Here is a 22,503-nt window from a genome sequence, read left to right on the forward strand (position 1 = left end):
ATCGTAAATTGTACTGATACACTTTTGACTTCGTGAATCTCACGAATATTATCAATACTGTTACTTTATTTGAGTATACATGGAGCAAAAACTCGAATTTGACGACAGTATCCGACCATCTACTTTCTGATGTGTTCGTTCGATCTTAGCCGTTTTGCAGCGAAATCGACGAATGCCCTCATGCGCGCTGATGCGGTACGTCCTTCAGCATGGATAATATGGATAGGCACCGGGTCCTCCTCAAAATCCGCCAGCACCCGCTGTAATCTGCCCGACTGGATATCGTGCGCAACCTGATATGAAAGAAAACGTGAAACGCCCCAACCGGCTGATACTGCGTCGATTGCTGCTTCGTTAGTATTGCAAAGAAAACGGCTATGCACCGGAACTTTGATTGCGGAGTCCTTGCCAAAGCTCCATTCAAGTGTTCCGAATATGCCGCTGCGTGCAATAAGCTGGTGCTGACGAAGCGCTCCGGGTGTATCGGGAATGCCATGTTTACGAAAGTAGGCAGGAGCGCCGCAGACTACACGCCTTACATATCCGACCCGAATGGCATTCAAACCGGAATCGGAAAGGTGAGCAATTCGCACTGCAACATCAATCCCTTCATCAATCAAACTGGTCACCCGATCAACAAACACGGTTCGCACACTGATCCCGGGATAAAGGTCGAGAAATTCCAGAATGATCGGCAAAACATAAAGGCGGCCGAAGAGGGTGGGGGCTGTAATGGTGAGAGTACCAGCCGGCGCGGAAAAACTGCCTGCTGCCTGGGCATCGGCTTCGGCAATCTCCGACAAAATTCGGCGGCAATCCTGGAGATACCGAAGGCCTGATTCCGTCAGTTTCACCGAACGCGTGGTCCTGATCAACAATCTGGCTCCCACAGAGCGCTCAAGACTGGCGACCGCGCGCGTGACGGTTGCAGCATTCATTCCCAAAGTCTTCGCAGCACTCGCAAAGCCTTCCCGTTCGGCAACCAGACTGAAAATCCGCATGCATTCCAAGCGATCCATGGGCAATCTCTATTATTTCAATTTCTGCAATAGTTAAGTGTCTACTGTATGGATTGAGTTGCCAATAAAAAGCAATCACATTCGCCTGAGATAAATTGAACAGCGAGGCGAAACCAATGCAACTCTATTATCATCCACTTTCAGGTCACTCTCATCGGGCGCAGCTTTTCCTTTCGCTCATTGGAGCCGAATACGAGTTGGTGCTGGTTGATATCAAGACTGCCGAGCACAAGTCGGAAGAGTTCCGAAAGCTCAATTCCTTTGGGCAAATCCCCGTTCTGGTTGATGGGACAACCGTTATCGCAGATTCCAACGCTATCCTTGTTTATCTCGCCAAGAAGTTCGGTCGTAGTGATTGGTTGCCGGAAGATGCTCCGGGCGCCGCCCAAATACAACGTTGGCTGTCAGTCGCAGCAGGGCAGGTAGCATTCGGCCCGGCTGCGGCGCGTCTTGTGACGCTGTTTAATGCGCCGTTTCGTCCTGACGAGGTGATAAACAGAGCCCATGGCATTTTGAAATTGATCGAAGCTGAATTAACCGCGCGGGATTGGATTGCAGCAGTCCAGCCGACAATCGCCGACGTTGCGTTGTACAGCTATGTAGCTCGCGCTCCTGAAGGCAAAGTTGATCTGTCGGATTACGGTGCAATACAGGCATGGTTACGACGCGTGGAAGCACTGCCCAACTTCGTTCCCTTTCAGGAAACGCCAGAAGTTGCTGCCGCCTGAGGAGCGCCGTTATGTTGAATCAGCGAATTCAGCCGCCCTGGCATGCTGGAGAGGTGGCGCTGCAAAACCACATGGGCGTTGCAGCCCGCATGGCAGAAATTGGAAAAAAGGTTATCCGGACTGAACTGCTGGATCAGCACCGGGAGTTCTATCCACTTTTGCCGATGGTCGTCCTGGGCTCGGTTGATGCTGTTGGCAATGCCTGGGCAACTGTTCGGGCAGGGCACCCCGGCTTCATGACTGCACCTGATCCAAATGCGCTCCATGTTGACCTGCCACGAGATCCATCCGACCCCGCCGATGCGGGCATGGAGGATGGTGCGGCCTTGGCATTGCTTGGAATCGATCTGCGAACACGACGCCGCAACAGGCTGAACGGGTACGTCGACAGGACTGACGATGGATCGTTTCGCCTCATCGTGGAGCAGAGTTACGGCAATTGTCCAAAGTACATTCAGCTTCGCAGCATGAATCTGCTTGATGATCCTCGGCAGCCTTACAACGGCACTGCCGAGTCAATGACAGGTTTGGATGACGAAGCAAAACGCCTAGTCCGTGAAGCTGACACTTTCTTCGTCGCCTCCTATGCCGATCACGCCGATGGTTCGCGACAGGTCGATGTTTCGCACCGAGGCGGACGGGCAGGTTTCGTAGGTATAGCCAGAGACGGGTCGCTGATTATCCCGGAATTCATGGGGAACCGTTTCTATAATACGCTTGGGAATTTTCTGGTGAATCCGAAGGCCGGTTTTGTTTTCGTGAAAGATGGGCAGCTTTTGCAGATGACCGGAACAGCCACCATCCTGAACGCATCGCCAACGCAGCGTTTCGAAGGCGCAGAGATGTTCTGGAAATTTTCTCCCGAAAAGATCGTAAGGCGGCGCGGTCGGCTACCTTTGGATTTCCAGATGGCGGAAGAGGGCTGGTCGCCCAATTCACTTGCAACCGGGGTTTGGGCTTCCGAAACGTAGCTTCCGGCAAATCATGTCAGGCAATATCATTAATTCAAATTGTCGACCTAACAACTGTCGATCTAGTTACAACTATGTATGCCCGCGAAAGGAGAATCCCGGTAGTTAATTTACATGGCATTACAGCATGGCAAGTCGATGAAAACTAATTCCTATGGTCTATCCGGCATACTCAGAGAACAATCCGAGATGATTGAGCGGCTTAGTATGGATTATGCAGTCGAGCGCACATTGATCGCGGGAATTCTGTCAAATTTATCCGCAAATGGCATTTCAGACATTATTGACTTCGACATAATCACTGAAACCGCGTGCAAGATAGGAGGTGACAGTTTCGCTCTGACTTTGGCTGAAAGGATCAACACGATCCGAAGCGATCTCAGGCAATAAGCCTATTCAGCAACCGGCCCATTTAAATTGATTATTTGAACGCAGATTTTGAGAGATATTCTGGCATACGGGATGGAACTCAGGTCCGTGCCAATGTTAGAAGAACTTACGATTTTGATTTGAAGGTAATCTTATGGCCAGCGCGCACCATGCTACAATTCCAACATGGACGTGGGTCATGCCCACCTTGGCTTCAGGGCTGCTGGCGCTCAAGTTTCTTGATCTTGTTCCGTCCGATGCGGCAGTCATGCTTGTTCTGGCAGGATTGCTATTGGGCGCATCGGTGTTTGCAGCCGTGCATCACGCTGAAGTGCTTGCCTTCAAACTCGGCGAGCCGTTCGGATCAATTCTTCTCGCGGTTGCAGTTACTGTCATTGAGGTCGCCCTGATCGTGTCGATCATGGCGTCGGGTGCGCCTGGCAGCGAAGCCGTTGCCCGCGATACGGTGTTTGCGGCGCTTATGATTGTGCTCAATGGGATTGTCGGTCTCTGTCTTGTCATGGGCGGAACGAGGCATTTCGAACAAACATTCCAGTTGCAGGGTGCATCGTCGGCCCTAGCAGTATTAGGCACCTTGGCGGCGCTTACGCTTATTCTGCCCAATTATACGCTGACTGCATTGGGGCCATCCTTTTCCAGCACGCAGGTGATATTTGTCGGCAGCGTAGCACTGGTGTTGTGGGGCGTTTTCGTATTCGTGCAAACTGTAAAGCACCGGAATTATTTTGTTGATGCGCCCGTCGTTGCTCAAGGTGTTGATGAAAACGATACCCAATACGAAAAACCAACGGACGGCGTTGCATTGGCCTCACTTGGGCTTTTGCTGGTTTCACTGGTTGCCGTGGTTTTATTGGCGAAAGCCTTGTCCCCATCACTGGACAAGGCAATTGCCTTTGCTGGACTACCCCAAGCCTTTGTCGGTGTCGTCATCGCCGCCATCGTACTTTTACCAGAGGGAATAGCGGCAGCGAAATCTGCGGTTAAAAACCAGCTGCAGAACAGTATCAATCTCGCATTGGGATCGGCAATTGCCAGCATTGGGCTCACGATTCCCACCGTTGCCATCGTATCGCTTGTCCTCGGTCAGGATCTGGTGCTTGGCATATCTCCAGCAAACATGACGCTTCTCCTGCTGACACTTTTCGTCAGCACGCTAACGCTTGGTACTGGAAGGACGACAGTCTTGCAGGGCGCGGTTCATCTCGTAATCTTTGCGGTGTTCATGTTGTTTTCCGCGATTCCCTGAGAGAGCACCGGCACAAGCTATTCGTGTTTGCAGGAATTCAGCGGAGTTTTCTCGGTTATGTAAGGGCAACCACGAAAGTCGTAGCCAACCCTGTAATAAAAATTGCCCACAGGCACACCCTGTTTCAGCACTTCCTGTTGCCGGATATCCGTAAGGTGTTGGAAATGATCATCCAAGGTATCCTGTTCCAGCTCGTGCCGCTTCAGGCTGAATAAAATGGCATTGTTGCCTTTCATGTCTGCCGGATCAAACCAGTGGTTATACATCAGGCTGTTTTTTCCCACGACGCCGCTACCAACGGAGCTGCCGACAGGGTCTTTGTCGAGACGATTATAGAAGGCGGTTTGGCTGGCCAGGAAATACCTGTCCATACCAATGAGAAGAACTGGCTTGCCGGTGCGTTCTGCGACTGATTTTTGAACCGTTCCGACGGCAGTACCGAATTCCTGCCAGGCAACAGGCAGGGTACGGATAGTGCCGATATAGCCAGTAAATGGCAGCCCGAGCGTCAGATAATGAAGACCAAGCCCGTATATAACGAGCGTTGACGCCAGGGTAGGAACCCATAATCGCCGCAGAACGCTGTCGACCCGCGACGTACTGCTGCTTATTGCGGCAGAAATTACCGGGATAAAGGCGAGCCAGATCGGCCCTGTCCAGTTCAGTTTCACGCTGTGAAACAGGCTGAATGCAACAAAGACCGATAGCGGAACGAGAGTGAAACTTGCGATGAACACTGATCTGCGGGCGGTCGCTACATCGCGGCTATTGCCAATAAAGTTCAACTGCCTGAATGCGGCAAGCGCAGCGAGTGATCCGAATGGCGTCAGCAGAACAGCAATACTGACAAGCAGGGCTGGAAATGAAAAATTGATTGAACTGTTAAGCCGCCGAGTGCTTTGGAATTCAAACGACACCCATTCATTCATTGCATTCCATAAGATCACCGGCGAAAAAAGCATTACGGTAATTGCCGCTGCAATATAGGGTTCCGGCCGTCGCAGCCAACGCCGCGACCCGGAATCGCAGAGCAGGAAGATGAGTGTAGCGGGCCCGAGCAGAACGATCGTATATTTGGAGAGCATGCCGAGTCCGACACAAATGCCGACGCCAAACCAAGCCCCGCGCTTATTGCCGAGCAGTGCTCTTTCCAGGAAATATAGCGTGCCTGCCCAAGCGGCAGTGAGTGGCGCATCCGGCATCATGAGGATGCCCGTGGAAAAGAAGAAGGGTAGGGCAGCTACCAAAAGAACGCTTACAAGTGCGGCTGATTTTCCAAACAGATTGCGGGAGAACTGAAACGCAAAAAAGGCCGTCACCATCCACGCAACATAAGCACCGATGCGTACGCCAAACTCTGTGTTGCCAAACAGGCTCGTTCCCAGCCAGATAAGCCATGCAACCATGGGAGGATGATCGAGATATCCAATGTCGAGGTGCTGCGCGTAGTTCCAATAATATGCTTCCTCAGGAATGAGATCTACCACTCCGAGGAAGGTCAGCCGGAGCACCAGAACATATCCCAGTACGCCAATAGCAGCCACGCGCCATGAGATATCCAGGGGCGTCCGCGAGTTCGACGTTGGAAAAACAAAGAACGCATTACCGAAATAATTCACGATTGCGGCAGCGCCGATACCCAGGATCAAAGCCATTTGGGGTGACAATCCGAAGAGCTGGACAGCACAGGCGACGATACCGCCCCGCAATGAAAAAGCCAGAACGCAAACCGTCAGGAAGCGAGCAAAACGTATCCAGTCCCGCTTCTGCCGATTAGCTGTATGTCGGGCAAAGGCCCATCGGGAATTGAAGATATAATTGACGATTGCAGCAATGGCGAAGCTGATCGTATGAGACACGCCAAGACCAAATCCCGTGGCCATCAAAATCTGGAACACCAGAAGGTCCGATACCAGACCAATCAACCCGGCACCCGCAAAGCGGCTTGCTGTGCCGAACGAAATGTTGCCGCCTCCCAAGACGAACAGCCGGCGAATATAACTTATAATTTGGACAAGGCCGATCTTCGACTGACCTAAAACCCGATCACGGAAAATGATCGGTATCTCGGCAACCCGGAAATCCTTCCCGCCAGCGGAGATGACTTCCAAACCAATCTTGAAGCCGGTAGCTTCGGGGTCCACGGCCAGAAGATGTTCTTTGCGAACGGCAAAGAAACCGGACATGGGGTCCCGCAGTTCTGTTATCGGCCATGCGAGCGTTCCGCCAAAGCGCGAAAGCAGACGCCGTGATGTGGGCCAGTCAGGCGTGGCACCACCTGCCACATATCGGCTCCCGACCACCATATCGCAGGCACCGTCGATAATGGGGCGAACCAGATTGAGTATCTGGTCTGGCGGATGGCTGAGGTCAGCGTCCATGACGACAATAATACTGCCACTGGCACAACGGGAGGCTGACAAGACATCGCCCGCCAATCCTTGCGTTCCGTCCCCGCAAATAAGCCTGACCGGGGCTTGGGCCTCCCAAGCGCGGACACGTTCCAATGTTCCGTCTGTCGAACCGCCATCGGCCACAAGGATTTCCAACACCACGCCTGCGCTGGGCTGGGAAACAATTGACGATAACAGAAAATCGATATTCTCGGCCTCGTTTAGCGTGGGCACGACAATCGAGATAGATTGAATGTGTTTCATGGTATTGGAACTCAGCAAAAATAGGCGTGCATCATTCGCCCTCCGATTGCCCGGAGAAGAGATACAAAGCTCGGAAATGGTGTTTGGTGCGAGGCTTCAGGCCGACCGGAACGTGTCCGCCGGGACTGCCGCGAAGGGGTTACTTTGGCGCCATCCAGGGCGAATGAATTGCTTGGAATTTGTCATGGATACTCACCAGTCAAATGGTGCCGCACATCAAAATGAAGCGGCTTGTCAGTGAATATCCGCCTGAAAACAGGCATCTTTTGCGAGGTTTTGTTTAGATATGTTTCAGAATATATGGATTTATGTCAGTTACCAAAAATGCGCCCACGATGGTGCAAAACGTCAGGAGAAGCTTGTATCTGACACAGTTTTATACATCGCAACCAAGCCATGATTTGCCGACTTGGCGATACGGTTCTTCTCCAATGCTCCAGGTTCGCATGGAAGGCTGATACGAGCTATCAGACCAGACGCTTCCCTGTTCCTCAGATAGATGGAACCGCCATGCCCGCGAACAATGTCCTGAACGATGGACAGACCGAGGCCAAATCCGCTTGTCGTACGCGCGGGATTGACCTTGAAGAAGGGCTCGAAGACCGTCGTCTGAAGTTCTACCGGCAGACCCGGACCATCATCCGACACCTCGATTATCAATGCCCCATCACTGGAAGGAACAAGGGATACGACAACCTGAGTGCCGAATTTTGTACCATTGTCGACGAGATTTGTGATGGCGCGGCTCAATGCGCGGGGTTTACAGGAATAGGCGAGGCGGTCAGGCCCCGTATAACTGACATTGAATCCGACATCTGCAAAATCTGAGCAGACTGTCCCAAGCAGACTTGGCAAGTCTGATCGCAATACCGCCTCTGACGAGACTTCCTTGCTCAGATAGGTGAGGGTTTCTTCCATCATGCCATTGATCGTCGCGATGTCGTTCAGCATCGCTTCGCGCAAAGCGCCTTCCTTTGAACGTTCCACGCGTAATCGCAATCGGGTAAGCGGCGTCCTGAGATCATGACCTATGGCTCGCAACATCCTTGTACGATCATTCATCATACTTCGTAGCCGGCTACGCATATCATTGAGAGCACGGGCAAGCGCTACGACTTCCTGCGCGCCACGTTCCTCAAATGGCCTGTCGGGACCGTCATCCGCATTCAATACGAGAGCCGCCGCCGAGAAACGCGACAGGGGAGCAACAATCATGCATCCGGCATAAAACGCCAGAAGGATCACCGGAACAACTATCGTCAACCCCTTCAGAACAGAGATGAAACGGGTTTCGGGTAGCCAGAATTCCTTGGGCTCGGGGATAATCGAAAATGCGAGAGCTTCCGTGGCGTTTACTTTGACAAGCAGGACATTGCGCAGCTCGCCAGCGATATTCGAAGGCTCCAACGCCATTGTGAACTTGTTCACAAGCGCATCCCGCACGCGTGTTCCCAAGTCATTTATCTGATTATTGTCACTAGCCGCTTTATCAAACTCTACGGCACCAACCTTTTCAACGGGGATATCGCTGTTGGCTGTGGCCTCCAGAATCGCGTTGCGGTTCTCCGGAGTTTTTGCGGCCAGAAACTGGTTTACTACGGTTTCAATTCTAATGGCTGTCGAGCGGTGATATGGGATTGTGTCGTCGAATACCAAAGGTTCCGTGACGACGCCCATGGCACAGGCAATTAGTATTGGAGCTATTGCCAGTGCAATTATCTGACCGCGAATAGTGTCGAGATTGGATGATTGAGACATCACGCACGCTCCACTTTTGGCGTAAAGAGATAACCGGCAAGGCGAACAGTCTTGATGAGGGTAGGTTCCCGAACATTAGGCTCGATTTTTTGCCTGACCCTGCTGACATGAACATCGATGCTGCGCTCGACTGGTCCGGCAAGGCCCGCATGCGTCAATCCAAGAAGCTGTTCGCGAGCGAGCACTTTGCCCGGGTTGCGACAGAAGGCGAGCAGCACGTCGAATTCAGCTGTCGTCATGGAGATATGTACGCCATTTGGATCACGCACACGACGCAGCACCGGATCGATGTGCCAGCCTTCAAACTGCATGGGCTCCTGTCCCTGCGGGCCCGCAGAGGTGTAGGATGAACGACGGAGCAGGCTTTTGATCCTCGCCAGAAGCTCGCGCGAATTGAATGGCTTGGTAACATAATCGTCGGCACCCAGCTCCAGACCAACGACACGATCAATGTCGTCCCCAAGCGCCGTGAGCATGATAATGGGGGTTGTTGCCTCAGCACGAAGGCGGCGGCAGATACTGAAACCGTCTTCGCCTGGCAGCATCACGTCCAACATGATCAGATCGAATGATCGTTCTCGAAGCAGAACTTCCATCTCTACCGCCGACCCCGTCGAGACAGCGGTAAAACCATTGTCCGACAAGGTTTCTATCACCATTTTGGCGATTTCCTGGTCATCCTCAACAAGGAGAATGCTCGCATAATTATCCGAGACTGGAACACGCATGTGAATATTCATCCTCCAGTCCCCCAAAAGCTACCGCCGGTCCTGAGAGGCAAATATTGTCCCATGAATGGCGCGATCTAATCATGACATCGTAGGAGCTTGGGTGCCGCAGCATTGCAACATTTCTGTGGCTCATCAGTGGTCAGAATTTGTAGCCAAGCACCAGCATCGCTGAAGGCTGAAATGCATCCTGTACAATTGGGCTATCTGCCGCGTCACCAACGAGATATCCGATGCCAACCTGACCCTGAATGAGCCAGCTTTTCTCGGTCACATAAGTGATGGATGCTTCAAAATCGACGCGCTTGAAACCTGCTCCTGCATCATATTGCGCAAGACCTGATCGCGCTGATTGCGCTGAGGTCACACCGAAATATGAATCCATATGGTTGGCATCAGCCCAAGTTGCCGAAGCGCCAGCGGAGAAAAGGAATTGATTGTATGAATGCGAAATACTGGCGCCGACAGTTCCCACAAGTCCATCGCTGCCACCGATTGTTTTATCGAAAGACGTAAACAACTCTACAGGCCCAACCTCATACGCGAGCTTGCCGCCAACAACAGCTCCCGCATCAATGTCGCCAAGGCCTTTCAGATGATCGCTATCATCTTCATCCCGGCCCGTATCGTAACCGACTTTCGCCGAGAAACTAAAGCTTTGATTACGATAAACATTAATGGAAATCCCACGAGGGTCTACGGTCACATACTCGCCGAATGTCGCTGAAAACATCGGAAAGGGCTGGACTTCAAATTCATCCGACCCTTCAAACTTTGGTGCATAAATGCCGCCGGCACCAACCACGACATTCCATTTATTAAGGCGATCCTTGAATCTTTCGAAGCGGGTTGGGTTAATCCGTTCGGGGCTGGCTTCGTCGAAAGTTTGCGCAGTAGCCGCCGGAGGAACGAGGCAGAATATACCGATTGCGGCGGCTGACACAGCCAATCGGAGATCAAAACAAACTTCTTGGGTAGTTGGCATAGAAAACTGCTCCTGAGATTTTCCGAGGCAAATTACCAGCTGGCAACCGTCTGCCCTCATCGATCAGGATTATCTTTATTTCTGTATTTTCAGGGGTTTTGTAATGTTAAGAAATGTTGCGCAATTGTGTGATTCCGGTGGCACAAGGTTTTCCGAAGCCACTGCATAAGCATTCTTCTAGCCAGTCGACGCCTTAAAGACCGCTGCTTGCGCATCGTATGCGCGCTTGTAGGCAGGGCGTTCTTCCGCTCGTTCAAGGTAGGCGGCGAGGTTCGGATATTCCGCCAGCATCCCCGATGGCCTCAGCCTAAGCAGCACATGCACCATCGCAAGGTCTCCGGCGCTGAACTCGCCATCGAGCCACTCTGCATCGCCAAGCCGGGTTGAAAGTTCGCTCAACCGTGTCCGGATACGGTCGTCGATGAGAGGCAGGCGCTCCGCGGTCCAGTTCCTGTCTCCCTCAGCAAACATGGCAGTTTGGCGCTCAAGGATCGGCGGTTCCACTGTGCCGATCGCCGCGAACATCCATGTGATTGCTCGTGCCCTGGCGTTAGGGTCGTCGGGCAGCAAACCTGCATGGCGCTCTGCAATATGAAACACGATCGCCCCGGACTCGAACAGCGCAAGATCGCCTTCTTCGTAAGTCGGAATTTGCCCGAAAGGTTGTAGCGCAAGATGCGCAGGTTCCCTCATCGCCCTGAACGAAACAAGACGGACAACGTAAGGCTGGCCAACTTCTTCAAGCGCCCAGCGCACACGCATATCACGCGCCAGACCTTGACCTCGATCAGGTGACTTTTCGAAGGCGGTAATTGTAATGGTCATCGCTGTTCTCCATAGCTTGTCCTTCTTGAAGACGATTGGCTTAACGAGATTCCGACAGGGATAATCTCACGAATGCGACGAAAGCGATTTTGCGAGCCCGCGTTAAAACGATTGCGACCAATGTTTGGATCTATTTGCTGATGGATTGAAATAGTGGCATTGAATAAGCCGAGGGTCGGCAAGGGAACAATGTAGATGGGTTGGCCGAAGAACCTTTTCAACAATATCGCTTCTTATACTCGCAATAGCAAAAATGAATATGACGCTGAACGTGGCCAAGCCATATCACGCATCATCACAGTGCCGCTTATTTTCCTCTATATGATGATTGCAATTGCAGTAAGTGGTCGCGAGCTGACTATACCTATCGCCGTGATACTCATTTACTCTATCATCTATATCCCTGGCTCATGGCTACTGCTTCGAAAGATCGTGCAGAACCCAGGTTACAACTTCAAACGCCGTGTCTTCGCGATATCCAACGACTATCTTGCGATGACATTTGCAATGGCTATCGGCGGAGCGATTACCACTCCCATATTTGCAATGGTACTATGGGTGACTGTGGGAAACGGATTGCGTTATGGGCTGCGTTATCTCATGGCAGCAACCGGACTGGCACTTCTTTCTCTGGCGGCAACGACATACTTCAACAGTTTCTGGCGTGCGCAACCATATGTTGTCATTACCTTTATCATGACTGCTATCCTCGTTCCGGCATATATTTACGTTCTTCTCAATCGAGTTCACAAAGCTTACAATTCCGCACTTGAAGCCAATCTCGCCAAATCACGGTTTTTGGCACAAGCAAGCCACGATCTGCGCCAGCCTATCCACGCCATCAGCCTGTTCATTGCCTGTTTGCGCGATGCGCAGTTGGAAGATGAAGAACAGAAAATGGTCAACAACATTGACCGTTCCCTGCAAAGCGTCGCAAGCCTTTTCCAATCGCTGCTCGACATTTCCACCCTCGATAGCGGCAAGATATCGGCGCATCTGGAAGATGTTGCGATAGGCGATATTCTTCATGACATAGCACAGCAAAACTCCAAGGCTGCGCAATGGGCGGGTGTTGAACTCAAGCTTGTGCGAACACGAAAGTTCGTCCGCACCGACTCCAACCTTCTGACGACGATGGTTCAGAATATCGTTTCCAATGCATTGAAATATGCAGCGGAGAATCCGGTTTTGATTGGAACCCGTGTGAGAAACGGCAAACTTTCAATCGAAATACACGATCGGGGACCGGGGATAGCCGGAGAGCATTTACCTCGATTGTTCGAGGAGTTTTATCAGGTTCGCGAAAGAGGCGACAAGGACACAGAGGGCGTCGGGCTTGGTCTGTCAATTGTACAGCGGTTGTCCAAACTCATGGGTGTGGAAATTTCTCTTCGATCAGTGGTGGGCAAAGGCACTACGGTTGTTATTGGCGGATTGAATATCGTCGCAGAACCTGTTCGCTCTGCAGAAATAACCCGTCTCAAACCGATTTCAATGCTCGATGGTCTGCGCGTTCTCCTGATCGAAGACGACATCAATATCCTTATGGCAACGGGTATCCTTCTGGAGAAATGGGGATGCATTGTTCAACGGGAAGATGCGCTTCCAGAAGGAAAGCCCGTAATTTGCGATTTCATTATCACGGATTTCGACTTGGGCGCCAAGACCACCGGCGCGGACTGCATCAATTATATCCGACGTAAAAACGGTAAGAATATTCCAGCCATCATTGTTACTGGCCACGATGAAAACCGGGTGCGTGATGATATAGGCGATCCGGAGATACCGATCCTGTCCAAGCCGATACGCCCGGCGGAACTGCGGTCGACCATAATGGCAATGAAACTCCGAACAGAACAGCAAATGCTTGCCGTCTGACGAACAAGCAGGTGACGCTTCCTGTTTGTTTCAATTAGCCATGGATGTGAGCTGAATCCAGCGCCCCGGCGTCATGCCGAAAGTCTTTTTAAAGTGCCGGGTAAAGTGGGCCTGATCGGCAAATCCAGTCATCGCCGCTACTTCGGCAAGCTTGCTTTCCTTTGAAAGGAATGATTTTGCCTTTTGCAGCCGCCGCATCAGGAGGTAACGGTGAGGGCTGGTACCCAAAACCTGTCGAAATTGTCTCGCCAACATAAACCGATCTAGTCCGCTGATTGCCTCGAGTTCTGAAGAAGAAACCAGACGATCGCAATTTTCCCTGAGGAAATCCCGGCAGAGCATTACTGCGCTAGATGCAACCGCGCTCGATGGTCGCGGTCTATTTTCGGAGTGTCTATCCAGGCTTTCGAAGAATCGGCCAATCAAATCGTCAAGCTGCAGATCTTCCAGACTGCACTCGAGTTCGCAAAGCGCTTCGGCAAGGCAAAGCCTGAATGACTCGTCTGAAACCACTGGATTGGCGACGAACGGAAGTGAACGAATTTTTTCAGAAGTCTCAAGCAGACGTTCGGGAGGAAGGTAGAGCATGCGATAACTCAAACCACGTTCTGTCCCGGCGGCACCATCATGTACTTCATCGGGATGAAGCACGATAATGTTGCCGGGCATGCTAAACCTCGAAGCGCCGCGATAATGAAAAGTCTGGACGCCGGTGAGCGTCAGCCCCAAGGCATATGTATCGTGTCTATGCGGTTCAAAACCCTGCCCGACGAACCGGGCCTCTATACGCTCGATCCCACGCGATGAGGGGGCTTCAGTAATACCTCCCGGTTTGGATGTATTGCACAAACGTTCAAGACCAACGCGCGCCTCCGCTGCTATCTCCGTTGTCTTTGCATATCCACGGATGGAGTTTGTTGTCATGTTTGAAACCAAGATCGTAATAGTACTGCGCGATGACCTCGCTACATGGCAGAAGCTTAATGTCACGGCTTTCCTGACAAGCGGTCTTATTGCTCAACACCCTGCCATCATCGGTGAACCATACAAGGACGCGGCAGGCCGTGTCTATAATCCGATGGCAATCCAACCCGTCGTCGTTCTTGCCGCGGATCAGGAAACCTTGCGGAAAATCCACCTGCGATCCATTGATCGGGGCATAGTTCCATCGGCTTATGTGGAAGAAATGTTCGCCACCGGCCACGACGCTGCCAACCGGGAGGTGTTCTCACGCTTTAACCCTATGGACGCCAAACTCGCGGGCATTGCGTTACGTGCTGAGAAAAAGAGCGCTGACAAAATTACCAAAGGGGCGAAGATGCATCCGTGATCAGCTCATCCCGGTATCTTGGTTACCATCTGGCAGATGCGGCGGGGAGGGATCGCCGCATCTGTTGCGCAGAAGATATCAGGTGCGCGGTTGTGCCAGTGCCAGAATGACAGTCGATGCAGCAAGAATGGCAGTGAGGGTTAGTGGACCCGTGGCGCCATAGTTGTCCACGACGTAGCCGCCAGCAACCGCACCGATGGTGATGGCTACCTGGAAAGAGGTGACCATCAAGCTCCCGGCCGCTTCCAGCGCATCTGGTGCCGCACGGGACAAATTGGTTGGTAGCACCACTGGCGCCATGCCGAAGGCAAAGCCCCAAAGCGTAGCAAAGCCGAAGGCAGCTCCGATATGCGCGCCCCAAAGAACCAATGCGAGGGCAGCAAACGCCATTAGCGCGGCAGTGACGGTGAGGGCAATGCGGATATTGGCGTCGGCCATGCGGCCACCAGCAATATTACCGACCACAGCGGCTATGCCAAATCCAAGCAGCGCCAAGGCAATAGGCCCGGTTCCAAGCAGCGTTACCTGTTCAAGAAAAGGGCGTACGTAAACCGAGCCGGAAAAATGCCCTGTCATCAGCAAAAGAATAGCAAGCATACCGAGTTGCACACCGCGTCTCTTTGTCAGTCGAAAGACATCGGCAAGACTGTTGCTTGTGGTTGCAGGTAGCGTCGGCAAGCTGAGAAACTGCGTCACCATGGCAAGTGCGGCCAATCCCGCCGTCAGGGCCATGGCAGTACGCCAACCCAGCCAATCACTGATCAGTGCTCCCATTGACGGTGCGGCAATGGTGGCGAGCGAAACGCCGAGGGTGACGATAGCCATGCCACGACCGGTTGCATTCGCGCCAACCAGTCTTGCCACGACGGCAACTGAAAGTGCCCAGAAAGCGCTGAGTGCGATGCCCAGTCCGGCGCGGCCCAGCAGCAATAGCCAGAAATCAGTCGCTACCGCCGCAAGAATATTGGAGGCAATCGCCAAGCCGCTGAGACCGACCAGCACAGTCTTGCGGTTCAACTTGCCGATGAGGACATTGCTGAACAAAGCTGTAACGGCACCGACTGATGCGGTGGCGGTGACCACCTGTCCGGCCGTTCCCTCGCTAATGCCGAGATCCCGTGCCATCGGCGTCAAAAGACCTGCCGGCAAAAACTCGGCTGACACCAGTGCAAAGCTGGCTGCCGCCATAGAAAGGACCGCGAACCAGGTGGCGGGAGTCCACACGGCGGGCGCAGCGGCATCAAGCTCTATCGCCGTGCCGTCAAGCTGTAATGTTGTATCTGTCATTGAAGTATCTCCAAGGTTTGGAGATCTTTGTAGACGAGTCTTTCCGGATGATGTGTATCCTATAATCCGAATTCCATAGCAGTTCGTCCGGGAATTGTGCGCCGCACAACGCCAGGCGAGACACTGGTGATGCGTTTGAAAGCGCGAGCAAAGGATGCCTCGGACTCATAGCCCAAACGGTTAGCGACTTCGGCAACCGAGAGGCCGTTTTGTCCCAGCAGGTCGCGGGCAAGCTGCATACGCAGCCGCGCGAGATAGCGTGCCGGGCCTTCTCCTAAAACAGCGCTGAAGCGCTCGGCAAAAATGGAACGGGATTGGCCTGCAAGGGCAGAAAGGTTTTCCAAAGTCCAGTTATGGCCGGGGTCACGGTGCATGGCTGCCAGAACGCGGCCGATATGCGGGTCACGGATAGCGGCAAGCCAACCGGTAGTGGAAGTTCCGGTACAATTGACCCAGCAACGGATGAGCCGGGCAGTAAGCAGATCCGCCATACGTGACAAAATAGTGGCGCTACCCATCTGCGGTTGCGAAGCCTCCACCGTCATAGCCGCCAGCAAAGGACCAACAATCGGATCATTACCAGCAACGTCACAGCCCTTGATGATTGGCGGCATCAAAGTGATCAAGGGGTTGAGCGCACAGGCACCCAGCGCCATTGAGCCACAGAAAAGGGTACTCGTCGCGCCCGTTCCTTCCCGTACCACTTCACAGATGTTGCTTCCCAACTTGGTAACCTGGCAGCCTTGGAGCGATTCACCCACAACATCGGGCGCACTGGCCAACTTATGGGCTATACCTTGTGGCAGCAGGACCAGATCGCCTTCGCGCAGTTCCTGCCACCCTTGCACTTCCGTATGAATCCAGCATGGACCCTGACTGACGAAGTGAAAACGAAGCAACTGTTGCTGTGGAAAGGCGATACTCCACGGATGACGCAGCTCGCAGCGGCCGTAATTGACACCGCTCAAACGGAAATCTTGCAGGACTTCGCTTAGCGAATCCATTGGGATATGTGGCGGCGAGGATGGTCGGGACGAATTGTCAGGCATTTAGCTAATATATATACTGAGCGTCCAGAAACAAGTAGAAAACAGCTGTGTAGCCAGTTGCCTAAAGTTCCACATCAAAAGCGTGGTTTATCGCCCACTTACAAACCGCAGCAATACATAATGGCGAATTGAGATTGATGGCGGAGGGGGTGGGATTCGAACCCACGGTAGGCTCTCACCTACGCCGGTTTTCAAGACCGGTGCCTTAAACCGCTCGGCCACCCCTCCAGCGCGCCGTCTATGCGCGATTGTTGCGGCGATTTCAAGTCGTTTTACGAACCCAAGTCAAACTTCACAACATTTTACAGATCGCGCAGAGGATTTGTTAATAGCGTATCAACCACTAGGTGACATTTATGAAAGCTGTGCAAGTCCGGTGATGGGTCTCGGCTTTGCGCAGATATTTCAATCTGGTATTTATACCTTGATGTAAAATTGTGGGGACGGCCAGATTGGCCGGTGGTTTGCATTGCCAAAAGCCAAAGCCTTCCGAGTTTCCGATATCACCCGCATTGCGGGCGTTATTGCAATGGGCGTCCTGATGACCGCCTGTGCATCGCCTAAGGCAAAGGTCGCCAAGAAGTCCCACGGTAAAGAATATTTCGCTGAATCCAAATATGGAGTGAAAGCAAGCCCGCGCGTCTGGTCCGGTGGCAAAATCAAGCGCGGCGGTGGCCGCGATCAGGTTGGTCGTCCCTATCAGGTTGCGGGAAAGTGGTATTACCCGAAGGAAGAGCCCGGTTATGTCCGCAAGGGCAGGGCTTCATGGTATGGATCGGCCTTCCATGGTCGCTTGACCGCTAATGGCGAAGTCTATGATACCGCCCAGCTTTCCGCTGCACATCCGACGATGCCTCTACCAAGTTATGCACGCGTGACCAATCTCGGTAACGGTTCCTCGGTTATCGTTCGCGTCAATGATCGCGGACCTTATCACAGTGACCGCGTAATCGATCTTTCGCAACGTGCCGCGACAATGCTCGACTATCAGCATACCGGCACGGCTGACGTTAAGGTTGAGTATGTTGGCCGCGCACCGCTCAATGGCGATGATGATCGTTTCCTTATGGCATCCTATCGTGGGCCCGGCGCACCTGATCCGTGGGGACAGCCTGCATCGGGCGTAATGATTGCCATGAATGGCGCCACCCCCACCGGTCGGAAACAAACGCCGGTTCCGGGAATGGTGCGTCCCGAACCCGCTGGAATTCAGGTTGCCAGTCTTGGTTCCCAGCCAATGTCGCTTGGTTCCCAAGCAAACCAGTTAGCATTCCCAGAGCAACAACAGAGTTTCGTTGACGAAACAGGATTGTCGTTCAACACTGATGTTGATCCGATTTTGCCGCTCATTGGCCCATTCGTTGCTGACAAGCCTGCCATACTGATAGGTTCCTACAAAAGCCGGAAGCCGATATCGTCGCCCTTTGTAAATTCTTACGCGAGCGAACGCATCGAAATGGCTCATGCGCCGGCTGCTGCAACGGAAATGCTGCTTTCACCTGAAGCAGTGACGACAGCGTGGAAATCAATGAGTGCTTCGCAAGGTGCGTTCGAAGGTGAGTACGTTGATATCGGCATCTTTGCCGACAAAGAAGATGCTGCACGCTTGATGAGTACACTTGCACCGATGGGCAAGATCAAGCTCTCGGAGGTTGCAGGCCCGACCGGCGCTCGTATCGCCCTTATTGCAAAAGCCGATACTGCAAAACAAACTGATGCATTGTTGCAGGCGGCCTGGAAGGCTGGCGCGGCAGATGCGTTTGTCGTTCGCGATGATGGCCGATAATCTGAACCAATCACCGTTTCAGCTGGCAAAGCATCTTCGTATTTATGCTTTGAGTCTTGGGGTTGTTTTTGCTGGTTTTAACGTGGCCAATGCCGAAGATGCCCTGTTCGAAACCAAGGCAAAACAGGCACTGATGGTCGAAGACCAGACCGGCACAATTCTTTTTGCCAAATCACCCGATACTTTGATCGAACCGGCAGCTCTGGCAAAGCTCATGACCATGGAAGTCGTGTTCCACGAATTGAAGACCGGCAATATTTCACAGACGACCCAATACACCGTCAGTGAAAATGCATGGCGCACTGGCGGTGCACCTTCCGGCGGTTCAACGATGTTTGCCAAGCTTAAATCGCAGCTTGCCGTCGGCGATCTCATACAGGGCGTCATTGTGCAATCGGCTAATGACGGGTGCATCATTCTTGCGGAAGGCATTGCCGGTTCAGAGGCAAAATTTGCCGAATTGATGAACGCCCGCGCCAAGGAAATCGGTCTGACCGCTTCAACATTCGTCAATTCTACGGGACTGCCGGACCCTAAGCAGCGGGTATCGCTGACCGATCTGGTAAAGCTGGCGCGTCATATAAAGAAAGAGTATCCGGACTACTATAAAACATACGCACAGGACAATTTTACCTGGAACAAGATTTTCCAGCGCAACCGCAATCCACTGTTGAGACTGGATATTGGCGCAGACGGCATGGGCACCGGTTATACCGAGCAATCAGGCTACGGTATTGTTGGCGCGGCAGAGCGAAGTGGTCGGCGTTATATCGTAGCACTGAGTGGCCTTGCCACAGACAGGGAACGGGCGGAGGAAGCCAAACGTATCTTCGAGTGGGCCTATCAGGCTTTCGAGGAAGTCGACATTTTCGCAGCTGGCGAAGCAGTGGGCGATGCAAGCGTTTTCGGCGGCGTGAAATCCGGCGTTCCACTGAAAGCCCATGAGAAAGTCAGCATTCTGGTTCCCGTGGCCAACCGTGACCGTCTGAAAGCACACGTCGTCTATAATGGACCGTTGGTCGCTCCGCTGGAGGCGGATCAACAGGTTGGGATGTTGCGGATTTGGATAGGTGACGCACTGGTGCAAGAAACACCCGTTTATACGGCAGAGGCGGTGGAAAGCGGCGACCTGACTAAACGCTCCATTAATGCGGTCTTCGAGCTATCGACCGGCTGGATGCGTCGATTGAGATTTTAGGATCGTTGCACATCACGCAGCCGAACGTTAGAACCGATCATACGAAGTTACACTGGTTCGAAAGACGTCAATAAGCGTGCAGGGATTTTTCATTACATTCGAAGGCGGCGAGGGCGCTGGCAAATCGACCCAGATTGCGCGGCTTAGTGAGCATTTGCGAGCTGCGGGCAATGATGTGCTGGTAACGCGGGAACCCGGAGGAACACCCGGTGCGGAAGCGGCACGGCACGTTATACTGAGCGGCGCTGCAGAATCGTTGGGGCCTGCGATGGAGGCAATTTTATTTGCAGCCGCGCGCAATGACCATGTCGAGCAAGTGATCCGACCGGCTTTGCAGTCGGGCTGCATAGTGCTTTGCGATCGTTATATTGATTCAAGCCGTGTATATCAGGGCGTCACGGGTAATCTCAATCCGCAGCTTATGCGTGGCATCGAGCGGGCCGCTATCAATGGGCTTATGCCAGACCTGACCATTATTCTCGATTTGCCAGCGGAAACCGGCCTTCAGCGCGCCAATGCACGGCGCGGTGCGGACACGGCGGATCGTTTTGAAAAGGAAACACTCGAACTGCACGTCAAAAGGCGCGAGGCTTACCTTGCCATTGCCAAAGCGGAACCCACGCGCTGCAAGGTTGTCGCGGCGGATCGGCCAATCGATGAAATAGCCAGCGAAATCGCTGCGCTTGTCGATGCGGCAAGGGCGGCGAATAGCGCGGAAGAGTTTCGGGCTGTCGAGGTTACGAAGTGAGTGACACTGTAATGGATGTACCTGCTACTCATGACGGAATCGATGGCGTCCCGACGCCGTCAGCAAATCCGGCATTGTTTGGTCACGCAGCGATACGAAATTTTTTGGCTCAGGCATATCAATCGGGCCAGATACATCACGCATTGCTCTTTGAAGGACCGCAGGGGGTTGGCAAGGCAACATTGGCGTTTCATTTGGCGGGACACATGTTGAAATATGCCCAGCCGACAGAAGCGCCGTTATCGCTTGCAACTCCTGACTTCGGGACAGCGCCTTATCGCCAAATCGCGACCGGGACCCATCTGTCCATTCTGCATATAAGCAGGCCGTTTGACGCTAAAACCGGAAAATTCAAAACTGGCATTCCTGTCGAGGAGATCCGCCGTGTGGCGCATTTCCTTAACCGCACGTCACATGATGGCGCATGGCGAATTGTTATCGTTGACCCCGCTGATGACATGAATCGCAATGCTGCCAATGCCTTATTGAAAACTCTTGAGGAACCACCAAAGCGGACTCTCTTCATTTTGATATCGCACTCGTCAGGAAGACTGTTGCCGACCATTCGCTCGCGCTGCCAGTCCATCCGGTTTGAGCCATTGGCAAAAGACGATCTGTCTGCGGCATTGCAGGCGATCAATCTCGATACGCAGGGGCTGCCTGATGCAGATCAACTAATGGCTCATGCAGACGGCAGTGTACGCAAAGCCGCCTTGCTGCTCGCTTTCGGAGGGCTCGAAATTTCTGCTGCCGTCGATAGTATTCTGGAGAAACGCGTATTCGATGTGCCAAAGGCTCATGCTCTCGCAACAGCACTGTCCGGACGCGATGCGGAAATTCAATATGACCTCTTTCTGGAAGATTTGCTGGCACGCATTGCCGTAAAGGCTCGGCTTGCAGCAGAGCAGGGAAATAGCGGCGAGGCCAACCGCTGGTCGTTGCTATGGCAGGATATGCAGAGCGAAGCGAGGGAGGCGGCTGCGTTCAATCTTGACCGCAAACAAACCGTGTTGATTTTCTTGGAGCGCGTACAACGCACATTGAACTAACTCCAGAAGCGAAACAGTTTGAATCCGTAGTAGATATAGTCCGAATCTACGTTGACGAGGCCTGCGAGCTTGTAGGACGCATTCCATATGGCTCCGCTCACTGCGTCCGACAGAAAGATGAACATCAGGACAAAGCTCAGCATGGAACCCAATTGCTGGGCTTGCGCCTGCATATCGTAAGGCAGGTAGGAACGGATAATCCCAAACCCGTCCAGGCCCGGAATCGGCAGAAGATTTAGGACTATGGCAGTGGCTTGCAGCGCGGCCAGAAAGCTCATCGCAGCCCAGAACGTATCGGTGCTCGTCGTTTCAGGAAGGCCTGCAAGAAACGGTATTCCAAGAACCAACAGAATGATCAGATTGGCGAGAGGACCGGCGGCCGACACTATAGCATCCCAATGCCTGGTTTTAAGAACATTTCTTTGAATATAGACGGACCCGCCGGGCAAGCCGATACCGCCAATCAACAGGAAAACCAGAGGCAAACCGAAGCTGTAGAGCGGGTCTGCGTAACCGAGAGGGTCAAGCCTGAGATAGCCTTTGTCGACAACCGATTTGTCGCCGCCATAATAAGCTGCAAACGCGTGAGCGCCCTCATGCAAACAAAGCGAAACAATCCAGCCGGTAAAAACAAAAACAAACACCCAGACCGGAGATTCCTTGCCTGAATAAAGCAGAAAGCCGGAAAACAGAAAAATCGCACATACCATATAAAAATTGGCGCTTAAGCGCCGTGGAGAGGTAGGAACTATTGTCAATCTGGAATCCAGCGATTTGAATGGAAACGAATGCAACACATACGGTTAGCCAGAACTATAAGCAAGTGTACCACGAGAACGCTCGCACCTATGGCAATCACGTCTGACATGCG

Annotated in this window: 19 protein-coding genes and 1 tRNA gene; 9 read left to right on the forward strand and 11 right to left on the reverse strand. The window is 52.8% G+C overall.

The genetic code is table 11. From position 1 onward, the window contains the following. Positions 1–119: 119 nt before the first annotated feature. Positions 120–1,019 carry a LysR family transcriptional regulator gene (locus tag ABKW30_RS17575; protein ID WP_348600199.1) on the reverse strand — a complete coding sequence of 300 codons (900 nt, stop codon included), beginning with the start codon at positions 1,017–1,019 and terminating at the stop codon, positions 120–122. 116 nt (positions 1,020–1,135) lie between these two features. On the opposite strand from ABKW30_RS17575, the gene ABKW30_RS17580 reads away from it, so the two are divergent. The 3 genes from ABKW30_RS17580 (at position 1,136) to ABKW30_RS17590 (ending at position 4,354) form a co-directional block, all read left to right on the forward strand. Further along, entirely contained in the window at positions 1,136–1,747 is a 612-nt protein-coding gene (locus ABKW30_RS17580; protein ID WP_348600200.1) for a glutathione S-transferase, read from the forward strand. Between the two features lie 11 nt (positions 1,748–1,758). Next, the gene (locus tag ABKW30_RS17585) at positions 1,759–2,718 is read left to right on the forward strand and encodes a pyridoxamine 5'-phosphate oxidase family protein (RefSeq protein WP_348600201.1); all 960 of its coding nucleotides are present in this window, start codon (positions 1,759–1,761) and stop codon (positions 2,716–2,718) included. Between the two features lie 523 nt (positions 2,719–3,241). Next, positions 3,242–4,354 (forward strand): ionic transporter y4hA, encoded by a 1,113-nt coding sequence (locus ABKW30_RS17590; protein ID WP_348600202.1) that lies wholly within the window; start codon positions 3,242–3,244, stop codon positions 4,352–4,354. A gap of 17 nt (positions 4,355–4,371) precedes the next feature. On the opposite strand, the gene ABKW30_RS17595 is transcribed toward ABKW30_RS17590, so the two are convergent. From ABKW30_RS17595 to ABKW30_RS17615, 5 genes are all read right to left on the reverse strand, one after another. Further along, positions 4,372–7,011 (reverse strand): glycosyltransferase family 39 protein, encoded by a 2,640-nt coding sequence (locus tag ABKW30_RS17595; RefSeq protein WP_348600203.1) that lies wholly within the window; start codon positions 7,009–7,011, stop codon positions 4,372–4,374. Positions 7,012–7,359: 348 nt separating this feature from the next. Further along, positions 7,360–8,769: an ATP-binding protein gene (locus tag ABKW30_RS17600; protein ID WP_348600205.1), complete on the reverse strand. Its 1,410-nt coding sequence runs from the start codon at positions 8,767–8,769 to the stop codon at positions 7,360–7,362. Beyond that, positions 8,769–9,509: a response regulator transcription factor gene (locus tag ABKW30_RS17605; protein WP_348600207.1), complete on the reverse strand. Its 741-nt coding sequence runs from the start codon at positions 9,507–9,509 to the stop codon at positions 8,769–8,771. The genes ABKW30_RS17600 and ABKW30_RS17605 overlap by 1 nt, the downstream gene beginning before the upstream one ends. A gap of 130 nt (positions 9,510–9,639) precedes the next feature. After that, on the reverse strand, positions 9,640–10,482 hold the full coding sequence (locus ABKW30_RS17610; RefSeq protein ID WP_348600208.1) for a MipA/OmpV family protein: 843 nt from the start codon (positions 10,480–10,482) through the stop codon (positions 9,640–9,642). Positions 10,483–10,659: 177 nt separating this feature from the next. Beyond that, entirely contained in the window at positions 10,660–11,307 is a 648-nt protein-coding gene (locus ABKW30_RS17615; RefSeq protein ID WP_348600209.1) for a glutathione S-transferase family protein, read from the reverse strand. Positions 11,308–11,502: 195 nt separating this feature from the next. Between ABKW30_RS17615 and ABKW30_RS17620 the strand changes: the two genes are divergently transcribed. Next, positions 11,503–13,185: an ATP-binding protein gene (locus ABKW30_RS17620; protein ID WP_348600210.1), complete on the forward strand. Its 1,683-nt coding sequence runs from the start codon at positions 11,503–11,505 to the stop codon at positions 13,183–13,185. A gap of 30 nt (positions 13,186–13,215) precedes the next feature. On the opposite strand, the gene ABKW30_RS17625 is transcribed toward ABKW30_RS17620, so the two are convergent. Further along, positions 13,216–14,109, reverse strand: a complete 894-nt coding sequence (locus tag ABKW30_RS17625) for an AraC family transcriptional regulator (protein ID WP_348600211.1) — start codon at positions 14,107–14,109, stop codon at positions 13,216–13,218. On the opposite strand from ABKW30_RS17625, the gene ABKW30_RS17630 reads away from it, so the two are divergent. Then, on the forward strand, positions 14,108–14,515 hold the full coding sequence (locus ABKW30_RS17630) for a DUF2000 family protein (protein ID WP_348600212.1): 408 nt from the start codon (positions 14,108–14,110) through the stop codon (positions 14,513–14,515). The genes ABKW30_RS17625 and ABKW30_RS17630 overlap by 2 nt on opposite strands. A gap of 78 nt (positions 14,516–14,593) precedes the next feature. Here ABKW30_RS17630 and ABKW30_RS17635 read toward each other — a convergent pair whose 3' ends face one another. The 3 genes from ABKW30_RS17635 to ABKW30_RS17645 all read right to left on the reverse strand — a co-directional run bounded on the left by ABKW30_RS17635 (position 14,594) and on the right by ABKW30_RS17645 (position 17,079). After that, the gene (locus ABKW30_RS17635; protein ID WP_348600213.1) at positions 14,594–15,802 is read right to left on the reverse strand and encodes an MFS transporter; all 1,209 of its coding nucleotides are present in this window, start codon (positions 15,800–15,802) and stop codon (positions 14,594–14,596) included. Positions 15,803–15,861: 59 nt separating this feature from the next. Beyond that, entirely contained in the window at positions 15,862–16,851 is a 990-nt protein-coding gene (locus ABKW30_RS17640) for an AraC family transcriptional regulator (RefSeq protein WP_348600214.1), read from the reverse strand. Between the two features lie 138 nt (positions 16,852–16,989). Next, a tRNA-Ser gene (locus tag ABKW30_RS17645) sits at positions 16,990–17,079 on the reverse strand. Between the two features lie 241 nt (positions 17,080–17,320). Between ABKW30_RS17645 and ABKW30_RS17650 the strand changes: the two genes are divergently transcribed. From ABKW30_RS17650 to ABKW30_RS17665, 4 genes are all read left to right on the forward strand, one after another. Further along, positions 17,321–18,637, forward strand: coding sequence for a septal ring lytic transglycosylase RlpA family protein (locus ABKW30_RS17650; protein ID WP_348600215.1), 1,317 nt, complete (start codon positions 17,321–17,323; stop codon positions 18,635–18,637). After that, on the forward strand, positions 18,606–19,835 hold the full coding sequence (locus tag ABKW30_RS17655; RefSeq protein ID WP_348600216.1) for a D-alanyl-D-alanine carboxypeptidase family protein: 1,230 nt from the start codon (positions 18,606–18,608) through the stop codon (positions 19,833–19,835). The genes ABKW30_RS17650 and ABKW30_RS17655 overlap by 32 nt, the downstream gene beginning before the upstream one ends. Positions 19,836–19,911: 76 nt before the next feature. Continuing rightward, a complete protein-coding gene (gene tmk / locus ABKW30_RS17660) occupies positions 19,912–20,583 on the forward strand; it encodes a dTMP kinase (RefSeq protein WP_348600217.1) in 672 nt (223 codons plus the stop codon). Between the two features lie 11 nt (positions 20,584–20,594). After that, positions 20,595–21,632 carry a DNA polymerase III subunit delta' gene (locus ABKW30_RS17665; RefSeq protein WP_348600433.1) on the forward strand — a complete coding sequence of 346 codons (1,038 nt, stop codon included), beginning with the start codon at positions 20,595–20,597 and terminating at the stop codon, positions 21,630–21,632. On the opposite strand, the gene ABKW30_RS17670 is transcribed toward ABKW30_RS17665, so the two are convergent. Next, positions 21,629–22,390: a site-2 protease family protein gene (locus ABKW30_RS17670; RefSeq protein WP_348600218.1), complete on the reverse strand. Its 762-nt coding sequence runs from the start codon at positions 22,388–22,390 to the stop codon at positions 21,629–21,631. The two genes, ABKW30_RS17665 and ABKW30_RS17670, sit on opposite strands and share 4 nt — an antisense overlap. Between the last annotated feature and the right edge of the window lie 113 nt (positions 22,391–22,503).

The organism is Phyllobacterium sp. SB3 (assembly GCF_040009165.1).
GTDB lineage: Bacteria > Pseudomonadota > Alphaproteobacteria > Rhizobiales > Rhizobiaceae > Phyllobacterium.